The organism is Streptomyces qinglanensis, from assembly GCF_900111245.1.
Classification (GTDB): Bacteria; Actinomycetota; Actinomycetes; order Streptomycetales; family Streptomycetaceae; genus Streptomyces; species Streptomyces qinglanensis.
Window position 1 is genome coordinate 193,551 of record NZ_FOGO01000013.1, and the last position, 13,854, is coordinate 207,404.

Below are 13,854 nucleotides of genomic sequence, written 5' to 3' on the forward strand. Positions count from 1 at the left end.
CGACGAGGAGCAGACGTGCAGCGCTGGCGTGGCTTGGAGGACATCCCCGAGGGCTGGGGGCGCAGCGTCGTCACCATCGGCTCGTACGACGGGGTGCACCGGGGGCACCAGCTCATCATCGGCAGGACCGTGGAGCGTGCCAGGGAACTGGGCGTCCCCGCCGTCGTCGTCACGTTCGACCCGCACCCCAGCGAGGTCGTCCGGCCGGGCAGCCACCCCCCGCTGCTCGCACCGCACCACCGGCGGGCGGAACTCATGGGCGAACTGGGGGTGGACGCCGTCCTCGCGCTCCCCTTCACCTCCGAGTTCTCCAAGCTGTCGCCCGCCGACTTCGTGGTCAAGGTCCTCGTGGACAAGCTGCACGCGCGCAGCGTCGTGGAAGGCCCGAACTTCCGCTTCGGACACAAGGCCGCCGGCACCGTCGAGTCGCTGGCCGAACTCGGTGGGACCTACGACTACGACGTGGTCGTCGTCGACCTCTTCGAGCGTACGGACGGCGGTGAGGCGTTCTCCTCCACCATGGCGCGCCGGCTGGTGGCCGAGGGCGACGTGCGCGGCGCGGCCCAGGTGCTGGGCCGCCCGCACCGCGTCGAGGGAGTGGTGGTGCGCGGTGCGCAGCGGGGCCGCGAACTCGGCTACCCCACGGCGAACGTGGAGACCCTTCCGCACACGGCCGTCCCGGCCGACGGTGTGTACGCCGGCTGGCTGACGGTGGACGGCGAGGCGATGCCCGCCGCGCTCTCGGTCGGCACCAATCCCCAGTTCGACGGCGTCGAGCGGACAGTGGAGGCGTACGCCATCGACCGGGTGGACCTGGACCTGTACGAGCTGCACGCGGCGGTGGACTTCCTGGAGTACATCCGGGGCCAGGAGAAGTTCGAGACGCTCGAGGCGCTGAAGGCCCGGATGGCCCAGGACGTCGAGGAGTCCCGGCGGCTGGTGGCCGCGGCAGCGGGCTGAGCCGCACCCCGGACCTCCCGGTCCGGGGTGCGGTCCCCGTCCGAGCCGGACGGGCGCGAGCATGCGAGGGGCGGTCGGACCAGGTCCGACCGCCCCTCGCATGCATTCCCGGTTCCGGGGGCCTCGGGGCGCCGCCGCGTCCCGGCCCCCGTCACCGCTACTGCTGCCAGCCGCTGCCGGGCTGAGGCTGCCCCGGCTGTCCGGGACCGCCCGGGTGGCCTTGCTGCTGCGCGGGCCCGGGATAGCCGTAGCCGCTGCCGCCCGCCCCGTACGGGGGCTGCTGCGCGGGCGGCGGACCGCCGGGCGCGGCGCCCGGGTGCCCCGGCTGAGCTCCCTGTCCCGGAACTCCGCCCTGGCCCGGCATCGGGGGAGCGAGCTGCGGCGGCGGGTTGCCGTCCGCAGTCCACAGGCCCTGCTGCTGCTGCGCCCGTGCGAAGTCCTCGGCCACCATGGCGGACAGGTTGAAGTACGCCTCGCGTGTCCTCGGCCGCATCATGGTCAGATCCAGCTCGGCTCCGGCGGAGAGATGCTCGTCGAACGGCACGGTGACCACACCGCGGCACCGGGTCTCGAAGTGCGCCACGATGTCCTCGACCCGGATCATCTTCCCCACCTCGCGAACCCCGGAGATGACGGTGATGCTCCGCTGCACCAGCTCCGAGTAGCCGTGCGCGGCAAGCCAGTCGAGCGTCGTGCTGGCACTGCTGGCGCCGTCCACCGACGGCGTGGAGATGATGATGAGCTGGTCGGCCAGGTCCAGCACGCCCCGCATGGCGGAGTACAGCAGGCCCGTGCCCGAGTCGGTCAGGATGATCGGGTACTGCCTGCCCAGCACGTCGATGACGCGCCGGTAGTCGTCGTCGTTGAACGTGGTCGAGATGGCCGGGTCGACGTCGTTGGCCAGGATCTCCAGCCCGGACGACGCCTGGGAGGTGAACCGGCGGATGTCCATGTAGCTGTTCAAGTACGGGATCGCGGTGACCAGATCGCGGATGGTGGCACCGGTCTCGCGCCGCACCCGGCGGCCGAGGGTGCCCGCATCCGGGTTGGCGTCGATGGCGATCACCTTGTCCTGGCGCTCCGTGGCCAGTGTCGAGCCCAGCGCCGTGGTGGTGGTCGTCTTCCCGACGCCGCCCTTGAGGCTGATGACGGCGATCCGGTAGCAGGACAGCACCGGCGTACGGATCACGTCCAGCTTGCGCTGCCGCTCGGCCTCCTCCTTCTTGGCGCCGAACTTGAACCGCGAACTCTTGTTGCCCGGCTGGGGACGCGGCTTCTTCTTGTTGTTGATCAGCCGGTCCGAGGACAGTTCGACCGCTGCGGTGTAGCCCAGCGGGGAGCCGGACTGGTCCACCCGACGCGGATCCACGGCGCCGGGATGCGGCTGGAGCGGCGGCTGCCCCTGCACGGGTGGCTGGGGCTGACCGGGCTGCGGAGCCTGCGCGGGCGGCTGCCCCTGTCCCGGCGGTTGTGCCTGACCGGGGTACGGCGCCTGGGCAGGGGGCTGCCGGCCCGGTGCGGGCTGGGGGGCCGGTGCCTGCTGCGGGGCGGGTGCCTGCGCGCCGGCGGCCGGCGGGTACCCGGGCGTGTGACCGGACGGACCGGGCCGGCCCGCCGCCGGCTGTGCCGGGAACTGCTCCTGACCGGGCTGCTCCTGACCGAGGTGGCCCTGACCGGGCTGCGGTTGTCCGGGCTGGGCCACCTGGCCGGGCTGGACCTGGCCGGGCTGCTGGTGGCCCTGCGGCGGCCCGGGTCGGCTCGGCCCGGGCCCGGGCCCGGGCCCGTACGGCTGTCCCGGCTGCGCCTGCCCCAGAACCGGATGCCCCGGCTGCTGCGCGGGCGGTACCGGCGCACCGCTGGGCTGCTGCCCCGCCTGCGGGTAGCCGTAGTGAGCCCCCGGTGGCTGGTCCGGTACCTGCTGCGGCTGCTGCGGCTGCTGCGGGAGTTGCGGATGCTGCGGAGCATGCGGCTGCGCCGCCGCCTGCGGTGCGGCGGGCGGACCCTGCGGGTCCGGGACCCACGGCGCCTGTCCCTGGTGCGCGCCGAGCGGCTGGTCCGCCCCCGGCCCGCCACCGGCTCCCTGCGGTGGCACGGAAGGCGCGCCGCCCGGATGCCAACCCTCCGTCGGAGTACCGGCGTTGTCGCCCTGCGGCACACCTCCTGCGGGCGTGTCCGGGCGGCCGGTACCGACGGGCGGCGCGGCCGCGGCGGGCTGGAAGTCCGGCGGCAGCGGAGGCAGACCCTGCCCGTCCCCCATCGTGCTGCCGCTGCCCTCGGCGGGCGGGCCGTTCTCCCGCCGCAGCGGGTGCGGAGGCATCGCGTCCTGCGGCTCGGAGCTCCGCGGCTGCGGAGTCGCCCGCGGAGGCGGGGCGTCCACCAACCGCTCGCTGGAGGGCGCCTCCAGGTCGAAGTCGTACGAGACCGGGATCGCGTCCTCCGGCTCTGCCGCTCCCGTCTCGCCGACCGCACGGTCGTCGCCCCCGGCCTCCGGCGCCGGAGTGGTGCCACCGCGCTCGGCACGCGCAGCACCGGTCCGAAGGTGCGCCGGATCGGCCGCCGTGCCGTCGCCGCCCTGCGGCGCGTCGGCGCCGGACGCGTCCTCGGCGTGTGCGGCGATCTCGCGTCGCAGCGCCGCGGCGGAGAAGCGCATGGTGGCGCCGTCCTCGATCGCGCCCGGGACCTCCGGTACCGCTGAGGCGGCCGCCGTCTGCTGTGCTTCCTCGGGCTCGGGCGCGGTCTCCGGCTCGGACTCGGGTCCGCCCTCGGCACGCTGCTCGGGCTCGGGAGCGGCCGCGGAGGGCGCGCGCCAGCTCGGCGTGGCGGTGTCCCCCGGCGCGCCCTCCGTGTCCGGCTCCGCGCGGTCGGCCTCGGCGCCGAAGGAGTCGGGCCCGAGCGCGTCAGCCGCTTCGTCCGCATCCCCGGCTTCGCGGGCCTCGCGGGCCTCGCCCGGTGCGACGGCCGCGACGTCGTCAGCGTCGCCGTCCGGTTCGCTCGTGCCGGCCGGAGCCGACGCGGGGCCCTCGTCGGCGGGAGCGGGCGCGGGGCCCTCGTCGGCCGGAGCGGGCGCGGAATGCTGCTCCGGCCGCTCGTCCGGGACGTGTTCGGCGTCCGCGGCGACCGGTTCCGCCTCGGCCGGGGTCGCTGCCGCGCCCGGCCCCTGCTCGCTCAACGGCGTCAGCGAGGGGAAGGCGGGCAGGTCCTCGGCGGGTCCGGCAGCGGAACCGTCGTACGGTCCGGTGGCCTCCGCGGCCCCCTCGGGACCGGTGCCGCCACCCGGGTCCTGGTGGTCCGACTGCGGCGGGGCCTCGGGCGGGGCCGGGGCCGCGGCCTCGGGCGAACCCGCCCACCAGTCCCCGTCGTACCGCGCACCGCCCGGGACCGGCCCGGCCGCACCGCCCGCCCCGGAAGGCGGAGCGGGCGGTGCGGCGGGCGCCGCCTGCGGGGGCTCCGGCCTGCTCGCCGCGTCCTGCGTGTACCAGGCAGGCGGCGTGTAGTCGATGGTGAACTGGCCCGTCGACTCCGTTTCGCCCTCGGCATCCGCTTCCGCGTCGAGCTGGTCGGAGCCGGGCATGGTCCCGCGGACGCGGATCTCGTCCCGGTCGCTGCTCACAATGCCTCCTGCTGTGGTCATTCACCCCGGTTTTGCCGCGCGTCCGCCCACGCGCGTAAGTCCAGCCTAATCATCGCAACTGTCGGTCGGGCACCGCGGTCGTGCGGCCCGCGTCAGTCCAGTCGGCGCGGAGATCCCAGCAGCCCCGACTCCGCGTCGGTCGGCTGCGTGAGCGCGTACTGCCGCTCCCGTCGTGTGCACCACAGGGTGACGCCGTCGCCCAGTGTGGAGAGCGCCTGCACTTCCTGCGGCGGCAGTTGCATGATGCGCCCGATCTGCTGCGCCTCGTCCGGCGAGACCCGCTGGACACCGACCAGCGACGCACTCCGCAGCAACCTCGGCGCCACCGGGCTCAGATAGGGCAGCAGCGTCAGCACCGACTGCCACGGCATCGACGCCACCCGGCCCCGCGGAGGCCGCATTCCGCAGTCCCGGACTACCAGCACCGGGCTGCTCACCGTCGGCCCCATGGGCGGCACCCGCCCCACGTCGTAGAGCGAGATGCACTCCTGGCCCGCGCCCGCGGCCTGCACCAGGTTCGTCCACACCGGCGCCCGGCCCGTCTCCACCGCGACCCGGGCACCCGCCCCGGCCAGCCGCAGCGCCAGCACCTGAGCGGTCCACAGACCGCCGACGAGCACCACGTCGTAGGGGGACGGGTGGTGGAAGCCGACCACCTGGGGCCGCCCTTCCGCGTCGTCGCCGACCACCACGCCGTCGTCCCCGATGGGGAGGGACAGCGCGGCCAACTGCTCGACGGGCACCCCGTGCTCCGTGCGGCGCGGACCCGTCAGCCCGCGTGTCCAGCGGTCGGCCATCAGTGCACACCTCCCAGCGGCAGCGTCGCGAAGGCACCCGGGAGCTGCTCCCGGTCCAGCCGGATCAGCCCGACCCGCGCCGCACGCGCACCGCGCTCCAGATGCTGCCGGGCAGCCGCCAGTTCGTTGTCCGACCGGGCGGTCACCCGCACGTGCCCGCTCACCGTGACCGCGCCCCGGCGCGCCGAGCGGCCCAGCGTCACGCTGAACGTCGTCGTCAGCGTCGGCGCCGACGTCAGCAGCGCGACCAGCCGCGGGAGCGGAGTGGCGGCCCGGCCCAACTCGGGCCAGCGGCCGATGCCGTAGGTGGTGTGCCACCGGTCGTCACACCGCCAGGCCCGCGTCGACTCGCTGGTCCGCCGGGTGGGAGCCGCGTCCGGCCGGCTCGCCCTGGCCGTCGCCGCCGGGCTCACACACGCGGAGGTCGCCACCGCGGCCGTCAGATCCTGCTCGTTGAGCACCGTGGCGACGAAACCGGCTCCCGTCACCCGGCTGGCCAAGTGGTCGGCGGCGCGCACCAGGCAGCGCTGGGCGCCCTCCAGCCCGCCGCCGCGCGCCTCGACCGCGTCGGGGCACAGCTCCGGATCGAACTTCAGCGCCACCCAGGTCAGCCGCAGCGCGGGCGAGCCCGTCTGCTCCTGCAGCGGCCCGTAACTGCGCCGGGCGACCGACTGCTCCGGCAGATGCGGGGCGGGCGCCGGCTGGACGTGCTGCACGATCTGCACGGACTCCAGCGCGATCCCGTCCACATCGAGTGCGTCCTGCATCAGTTCCAGCGGCAGGGCGCGGGCCCCGAAGGCCGGACGCAGCGCGCTGGGCGCGGCCTCGATCCGCACCAGCGCGGTCAGGAACGTCCCGTCGCCCAGCATCCCTGTGGTGCGGCGCTTCTTGTCCACGAACGCATATGTGCGCAGGGCCGGAGCGCACTCCACCAGAGGCAGGAAGCTGGCGTCGATCCGCTCGCCCTCCTCGTCCAGCACCATCGCGGGCGTCAGCGGCTGCGCCGCCGCCCGCCGCCGGGCCCGCAGCGCCAGCAGGGTGCCGACCCAGTCGTGGACCGAACGCTGGTGCCTGCGCATCACCGCCAGCGCCACCAGCACGGCGGCGACCACCACGCCGGGGACCAGCAGCAGGCGGTCGACGGCCGCCGCGACCAGCAGCACCGCCACGGCCAGCTCCAGCAGCACGAGTTGTTGCAACTGAAACGGTCCGAGCCGACGGGTGCGCGACTCGGTGCGCAGGGTCGTCGAGGCGGGCACCCGGGATCCGGTCCGGGGCGTCCGGGAGACGGACGCGGTGCCCTCCGGGCGCCGGGGGGCACTCGGCCCCGAGCGGCTCGCGGTGCCTGCCGCACCCCGCGCCCGCGTCGCAGATCCCATCCGAGAAGGCCCCCTCATGTCCGAATTCGCCCCCCTCGTCCGGGGTGTTGGGCGGGCGATCACGATACCGGAGCGGCACAAGGCAATCCCCAACCGGCATAGTAGGGGCCCGGCCCGACAATCGGCAGCGCCCGCGGGCGCCGGCCGGGCCGGTGGGCGGTACCGTTCCGGACCGGCCACCGCCGTCCGGGCCTCGGGCCCGGCGGCTGCGGGGGACAGCAGGGACTTCAGGGGAGCGTCTTTCACTCATGGCATCACGGCGCGACGAGCTCAATGCCTACACCTTCGCGAAAAAGCGGCTGGTGGCGGCGTTCCTCCAACCGTCACCGACAGGCACCGAGGAAGGCGCCCCCCGCCCGCTGCGCGGGATCCTCCCCGGATTCGTCGTGGGCGCCCTGATCCTCGCCGGGTTCGGCGCCTGGGGGATGTTCAAGCCGAAGGCGCCCGAGGGGTGGGACACTCCGAAGGAGAAAGTGATCATCGGCTCGGAGTCGACCACCCGCTACGTCGTCCTGGAGACCGACGGGAAGGCGCAGCTCCACCCGGTGCTCAACCTGGCCTCGGCCAAACTCCTGCTCGACCCGGGCAAGGGCGAAGTCGTCAAGGTCGACGAGAAGGTCCTCGACAAGGGCGACATCCCGCACGGCGCCACACTCGGCATCCCCTACGCGCCCGACCGGCTCCCGGAGGGCAAGGAGGCCGGCGAGAAGAAGCGCTGGGCGGTCTGCGAGCGGCCCAGCCAGGGGGAGCGGGCGGTGCAGAAGGCGGCCTTCGTGCTGGCCGACCGCGACAAGGACGCTGTCGAGGGCGCCGACCGGCTGCACGGCGGCGAGCTCATCTACGTCCAAGGGCCCGACGACCGGCTCTATGTCGTGGACCGGTCCGGCAACAAATACCGCGTCGCCCGCGACGAGACCCTGCTGCGCGTCCTGGTCGGGGACCGCCGCCCCCAGCGCGTCTCCCGGGAGTGGCTGGCCACGCTGCACACCGGCGACAACATCTCCTTCCCCCAGATCCGCGGCCAGGTGGGCGCGGAGGCGGGCGTCTCCGGCCTCGAACCGAACACCAATCGGGTGGGCACCGTCATCCGGTCGACCTCCGGCAACCACATGCAGCAGTACCTCGTGCTCTCCGGCAGGGTCCTGAAGATCAGCGACTTCATGGCCCAACTCCTGCTCGCCTCCGAGCAGCTGCTGCCCCTCAAGCAGAACGGCGAGGCCACCACGGTGAGCGCCAGCGCCTTCTCGCCGTCCGGCAGCTACGGCGACAAACTCCGGTGGCCCGAGAAGAAGAGCTACGCCGTCAACTCCGCCGGCACCCGCTCCGGCAGCCGCAACGTGGCCTGCAACGTACTGCGCAAGGTCGACGGCAAGAGCGGCGCCACCACGCTCTCCACCTGGCTCGGCAAGGAGTTCCCCGAGCAGCTCCCCACCGGTACCTCCAGCGCCTACGTCACGCCCGGAACAGGCCAGCTGCTGCGCCAGTTCAAGGGCCGCAGCCCGGACGTCGGCGGGATCTTCCTCGTCACCGACACCGGGCTGCGCTACGCGATGCAGAACAACACCGACAGCGAACAGAGCGACTCGGGCATCGGCGAGGACAGCAGGAAGTCCAAGCAGCAGAAGCAGCAGGCAGAGAGCCAGAACGCCCAGCGCAGGCTCGGGTACGAGAAGGTCAAGCCCGCGCCCGTGCCCGCCGAATGGGCCGCCTTCCTGCCCATGGGACCGCGCCTGTCCACCGGTGACGCACAACAGCCGCAGGGCTCCTGAGCGGGGTGACGAGGACGATGCACAGCAGCGAGACGACGCCCCCGACTCGCGGCACCGGGCGCGGTGTCCGCCTGCCCCAGCTCCCGCTGCGGCAGCGCACCCGGCGCGCCCTGCGCCGAGCGGCGGCGACAGCGGCCGCCACGGCGGTCACGGCCTCCACGCTGGTGGTCACCGCCGCCCCTCCCGCCGCCGCGGACGTCAGCACCCAGTGCACCTTCCCCGCGAAGCCGTTCAAGGGCCGTCCCTGGTCGCTCCAGCGGGTCCTCCTCAACGAGCTGTGGCGGGAAACCGACAAGGGCGCCGGTGTCCGGGTCGCCGTCATCGACACGGGCGTCGACATCGAGAACGAGCAGCTCACGGATGCCGTCGATGCCGACGCGGGGAAGAACCTGCTCCCCAAGAAGCCGAAGAAGGACAAGGAGACCGGCCGCGCCACCCCGCGCGGCAAGGCCAACGGGACCTCGGACGAGGTCGGCCACGGCACCAAGGTGGCGGGCATCATCGCCGCGCGCCCGGCCGACGACACCGGCTTCGTCGGCCTCGCGCCCAAGGCGACGATCATCCCGATCAAGCAGAACGACGCCAACGGCAGCGGCACCGCCCTCACCCTCGCCGACTCGATCGACTACGCGGTGAAGGCCGGCGCCGACGTCATCAACATCTCCCAGGACACCGCCGAGGCCCTGAAACCGGACTCCTCGCTCGAGCGCGCCGTGCAGCGCGCCGTCCGCGCGGACATCGTCGTCGTGGCCTCCGCGGGCAACGACGGACTGGGCGGCAAGAACAAGACGACCTACCCGGCCTCCTACCCCGGTGTCCTCGCCGTCGCCTCCTCGGACCGCAACAACGAGCGCGCACCCTTCTCGCAGGCCGGCGACTTCGTGGACGTGGCGGCCCCCGGCGTCGACATGGTCTCGACCGTGCCCAAGGGCGGCCACTGCATCGACAACGGCACCAGCTTCTCCGCACCCTATGTGGCCGGGGTCGCTGCACTGCTGCGCGCGAAGCACGACAGGGGCGCCGACAAGTGGTCCCAGCAGAACGTCGTCGCGCAGATCGAGCAGACTGCGGAGCGCTCCATCCCGGGCCACGACCGCCTCGTCGGCTGGGGCGTCGTCGACCCCGTGGCCGCCCTGACCGAGGACAGCAAGCGCCTCGAGCGCCCCGAGGCCGAAGAGGGCGTCGAAACGGGCAAGAAGCCGACACCCGCCAAGCTCCAGCTCGGGGAAACCGAGCAGGAACGGAACGAGAGGTTGGGAACCTACGTCCTTGTGGGCGGCGGCACCCTGGTCGCGGTGGTCGCGGGCACGTCGGTCGTCCTCCGCGACCGGCGCCGGAAGGGCACCACGGCAGGCGGCTGACAGCGGGCGCGGCCACCGGGCGACCGCCCGGCCCGTCGCTGTCGGAGGGGGTTGAGAGAATGTGAGCAGTGTGCCGCTTGCGTGTCACACGTTACGGTCCTGCTACACCAACTGCTGGCACCCTGTTTGCAGTTGGAACGTGCTGGACTCGGCTACTACAGTGATGTGAGCGCTGTTTCCGCGGAACCGCCGAGCGCCGGAACCGCCGGAGAACGCGCAGAGGACCTGGCAGAAGGGGGGAGCCATGGGGGAGTTGGGTCCGGACGGCAAGGAGAGGCCGCCGCCGGTGCTGCCGCCGAAGAAGGCGTCGTCCTCCTCGAACGGGGACGGGGAACTGGAACGACGTGCTGAAGCGCTGAAGAAGCTGAAGAAGCGGATCGATGGTGTCATCGCGGAGCTGGACGCGTCCCCTGCCGCGAAGCACAAAGTCTCCTGCAGGCGCGTCACACGGAAGTCACTCAGCGGAGAGAGCATCCGCTACGTGGAAGCGGACGACCTCTTCGCCAAATACGGAGAGGTGCACGACACCCTCACGCTTCTCTCCTCCACCCTCCGGGACCAGATCGACGCGACGGGTATCGCCATCCACGGCGCCGACAGAGGCTTCGACAAACTGGACGAGGACGAGAAGCGTCGCTTCTGGCAGATCCAGGCCCGAGTGGAAGCCGCGGGGAAGAAGTTGAAGCATCCGGACGGCGAGGGGGGCCGCGGAGCAGAAGGGCAGGAGGGGGGCGGCGAGGCGCCTGCGGACAACAAGTTCGAAGGAGATGCCGACGGCGCCGAACGGTGATCGGCAGGCTTACGCCCGGGAACAGGAGGATGCATGGGCGGCAAGGGAAAAGACGAATCGGTTGACCCATTCACAGGGAAGGGGTACACCGCTGATGAGATGCCGGAGGACCCTACACTCCCGGCGGAATTCAGCCCCTTCCTTCAGCCGCCGACCACGCAGAAGCCTGAGCTCTTCCGTGCTCCTGGCGCCGGGCCCTTGGCCCCACCGGCCGGCTCGGGTGGCACGGACTTCGAGCCCTACCGCCTCAATCAGATCGTGGATCTCGTCGAGGACGCATCTCCCCAGGACCTCGAGGACGTCGGGGACGCCCTCTGGGACGCTGCCCGCGCCATCAGGAAAGCCGCGGAGGAGCTGAAGACCTATTTCGACGGGGTGGAGTCCGAGTGGAAGGGAGTGGCGAAGAAACACTTCTCCGACTGGGCCACGGGCCTTCACCGGGACACCCTCAAGCTCAGCGAGTACGCGGGCGCTGCCGGTACGCAGCTCAAGGCTGCCGGCTTCGGTCTGTCCATGGTCAAGGCGTCGATGCCGAAGCGGGACCCGAAGGAGGACGAGATCTTCGGGCCCTACCTCCCTCCCAAGATCACCAAAAAGTCCACGCCCGAGTTGCGCGAGCGGGAGAAGAACCGCCAAGAGGCCATCCAGCAGGCGAACAAACTGAGTTCCTACTACACGGTGGCGCTCACGAACATCAAGGCTGCAGAGGAGAGCAAGCCGGTGTTCGCGACGATGCCGAATGTGGGAGTGCCGCCGCCTCCGCGCACTGGCTCGTTCGGCCCGGGCGATCATGGTGCGGGAGGCGGTCAGGGGCCGGTATCTGCGGCGCCCTATATCGCTGGAAGCTCTCCAGGCACGACGGATCACGCGGCTGCGGCATATGTGCCTCGTGGCGACGAGGGGGTCAGCACGACCGAACCCCTTGCGCCTCACCACCGCCCCGAAGGGCCGGTGCAGCCTGGAGTGTCGGTTGCCACGGACATCGACAGCGCCCCTCCCGCCCCCGTCGCGCCGATGGAGCCCGGCACACCGCCCCAACTGCCTGCGCCCGGCCAGCCCGGCCTACCGCCCAGCGGGCCTCCGAGCCCCGGCCCTGTCGTCGTTCCGCCAGGTAGCCCGCCGTCGGTGGGACGGATGGTTCCGCCGACCGGCCGGCCTCCGTCCCCTGGCCGAGTGGGGCCCGGTACCTCGGGACCCCAACGTCCCTACATGCCGCCGCCGACCAACACCGGACGGACCGGGCAGACGGGTCCCACCGGTCCTGGACGCCCGGGTCCGGTGCGGCCGGGTCCTGTGAGCCCGGGCACTTCAGCACCCACGAATCGGGACGCCGGCCGAACGGGACCCCGAGGGCTCGGGCGTCCCGGACCGATGGGTGTCCCGCCGGGTACGGCGGGCCCGCACGCAGGCGGCGGCCGTGGAACGGACTCCGGCTCGGCTCGCGCATCCCAGCGCGGCGGGATTGTGGGCGGTACACCGAGCCGCTCCGGAACCGGTGAGACTCCTGCAAGCTCGTCGAGGCAACGAGGAACAGTCATCGACGGGCAGGGCGCGGCGGCCGCGCGGCGGCCCATGGGGGTGACCCCGCCCGTCAACGCCGTGGGCTCGGGCGGAGTCTCCGGCGCGAACGGCAGGCGGAGTGGGTCCGGCAGGAAGAAGGCGACCGGTCGTGAGGGCGTCGTCGGGGAGCCCCGTGACGACGAGTCCGGACAGCCGCTGGACGCGCGGGTTGCCATGCCCGGAGGCGCTGGTCTGGTGATGGGAGCTGCGCAGCAGTCGTCGAAGAAGGAGCGGCGTCAGGAGGAGCGGCGCCCGAACAAGTCGACGGATGAGGAACAGCAGAGGCCGACCGGGCGGCGCGGCAGCGTACCGCCGGTTGTCGAGTGACCCGGTGAGAGCGTTCATGGCAGCAGAAACACGAGAGCGTCGAAAAGGGCGCCGCCTTCTGGCCGGAATCACTGCAGTCGGGGTGTGGACGGCCTGTTTGGTCGGACTCGCCCCGACTGCGGGCGCGGAGGACATCCAGGCTCAGGAGTGGCATCTCAAGGCCATGCAGGCCGAGAAGATATGGAAGGTCAGCACCGGTGAAGGTATCAAGGTGGCCGTCATCGACACCGGTGTCGACCCGACCACTGAGTCCCTTCAGGGCCGAGTACTTCCAGGCAGAGATGTCTCTGGCGCTCCCGGTGACGAAACACGGGATGACGTGGGTCACGGTACGACGATGGCCGAACTCATCGCAGGCTCCGGGAAGGGCGGAACTCTGAAGGGGCTGGCACCGGGCGCGAAGATCATTCCGATCCGCACCAACCTCAATGGCATGAAAGGTGCTGACAAGAAGAGGGAGCACCTCGGGGAAGCCATCAGGGCGGCGGCCGACAGCGACGCCCGAATCATCAACATGTCCCTTGGTGGGACAGTTCCTCATCCTGCCCTCAAGGACGCGGTGGAGTATGCGACCAAGAAGGGCAAGCTTCTGTTCGCCGGTACTGGGAATGATGCCAAGAAGGGCAATCATGAGAACTACCCTGCGGAGTATCGAGACGTAGTAGCCGTGGCGTCGACCAACAAGGCCGGCAAAGTTGCGGAGTATTCCAACTACGGCGGGCACACGATCCTAGCCGGGGCGAGTGAAGGTCTTCCCGCATGGTGTGACGGCAAGAAGCAGAGGTACTGCCCCGGAGGGGGCACCAGTTCTGCCACCGCCGTAGTCTCAGCTTCCGCAGCCCTGATCTGGTCCCACCACCCAGGCTGGACATCGAATCAGGTACTCCGGGTCATGATCAAAACCGCTGGCCTGAAAGGTGATGAGCCCAGCAAGTATCTGGGCTTCGGAGAGGTTCGCCCTCGCATGAATCTCCTGGAAGGCAAAGGCGATCCAGGCGCCCCGGACATCAGCCCGCTCACCTGGGAGAGGACGCTGCACACAAAGCCGAAGGAGTCCGGCCAGGATTCGGACGCCAAGGGGTCCGGCAAGGAAGACTCGGACAAAGGGGCTGCCCCTGACAAGGTCGAGGTGGCAGACTCGGAGCGCGAAGAGAGTGGCAACGCGCAGCTCTGGTGGGCTGTTGGGGCCGGCGCAGCGGTGCTTGTCATCGGCTGGGGAGCTGTCGCGATCAGGCGAGCTCGTCGCGGATGACCGACTATGACCAACCACCACATCACCG

8 protein-coding genes are annotated in these 13,854 nt (G+C 71.8%); 5 read left to right on the plus strand and 3 right to left on the minus strand.

What is annotated here, in order from left to right; translation table 11 throughout:
* Positions 1-15 precede the first annotated feature (15 nt).
* Complete coding sequence (locus BMX65_RS24725) at positions 16-960, plus strand: bifunctional riboflavin kinase/FAD synthetase (protein ID WP_075002558.1); 945 nt, start codon at positions 16-18, stop codon at positions 958-960.
* 157 nt (positions 961-1,117) lie between these two features.
* On the opposite strand, the gene BMX65_RS24730 is transcribed toward BMX65_RS24725, so the two are convergent.
* From BMX65_RS24730 to eccE, 3 genes are all read right to left on the minus strand, one after another.
* Positions 1,118-4,570 carry an SCO5717 family growth-regulating ATPase gene (locus tag BMX65_RS24730; protein ID WP_075002559.1) on the minus strand — a complete coding sequence of 1,151 codons (3,453 nt, stop codon included), beginning with the start codon at positions 4,568-4,570 and terminating at the stop codon, positions 1,118-1,120.
* A gap of 113 nt (positions 4,571-4,683) precedes the next feature.
* A complete protein-coding gene (locus tag BMX65_RS24735; RefSeq protein WP_075002560.1) occupies positions 4,684-5,388 on the minus strand; it encodes a hypothetical protein in 705 nt (234 codons plus the stop codon).
* Positions 5,388-6,767 carry a type VII secretion protein EccE gene (gene eccE, locus BMX65_RS24740; RefSeq protein ID WP_075002561.1) on the minus strand — a complete coding sequence of 460 codons (1,380 nt, stop codon included), beginning with the start codon at positions 6,765-6,767 and terminating at the stop codon, positions 5,388-5,390. Before eccE ends, BMX65_RS24735 begins: the two co-directional genes overlap by 1 nt.
* 248 nt (positions 6,768-7,015) lie before the next feature.
* On the opposite strand from eccE, the gene eccB reads away from it, so the two are divergent.
* From eccB to BMX65_RS24760, 4 genes are all read left to right on the plus strand, one after another.
* Positions 7,016-8,536 carry a type VII secretion protein EccB gene (gene eccB / locus BMX65_RS24745; RefSeq protein WP_075002562.1) on the plus strand — a complete coding sequence of 507 codons (1,521 nt, stop codon included), beginning with the start codon at positions 7,016-7,018 and terminating at the stop codon, positions 8,534-8,536.
* A gap of 17 nt (positions 8,537-8,553) precedes the next feature.
* Entirely contained in the window at positions 8,554-9,897 is a 1,344-nt protein-coding gene (gene mycP, locus BMX65_RS24750; RefSeq protein WP_239502309.1) for a type VII secretion-associated serine protease mycosin, read from the plus strand.
* A gap of 244 nt (positions 9,898-10,141) precedes the next feature.
* Positions 10,142-10,687, plus strand: coding sequence for a hypothetical protein (locus tag BMX65_RS24755; RefSeq protein ID WP_075002563.1), 546 nt, complete (start codon positions 10,142-10,144; stop codon positions 10,685-10,687).
* 1,984 nt (positions 10,688-12,671) lie between these two features.
* Positions 12,672-13,826: a S8 family serine peptidase gene (locus BMX65_RS24760; protein ID WP_239502308.1), complete on the plus strand. Its 1,155-nt coding sequence runs from the start codon at positions 12,672-12,674 to the stop codon at positions 13,824-13,826.
* Positions 13,827-13,854: the final 28 nt, after the last annotated feature.

Coding starts and splice junctions, on each gene's coding strand:
- eccB (WP_075002562.1), top strand. CDS start 7,016: ATGGCATCACGGCGCGACGAGCTCAATGCCTACACCTTCGCGAAAAAG.
- eccE (WP_075002561.1), bottom strand. CDS start 6,767: ATGGGATCTGCGACGCGGGCGCGGGGTGCGGCAGGCACCGCGAGCCGC.
- mycP (WP_239502309.1), top strand. CDS start 8,554: ATGCACAGCAGCGAGACGACGCCCCCGACTCGCGGCACCGGGCGCGGT.
- BMX65_RS24755 (WP_075002563.1), top strand. CDS start 10,142: ATGGGGGAGTTGGGTCCGGACGGCAAGGAGAGGCCGCCGCCGGTGCTG.
- BMX65_RS24735 (WP_075002560.1), bottom strand. CDS start 5,388: ATGGCCGACCGCTGGACACGCGGGCTGACGGGTCCGCGCCGCACGGAG.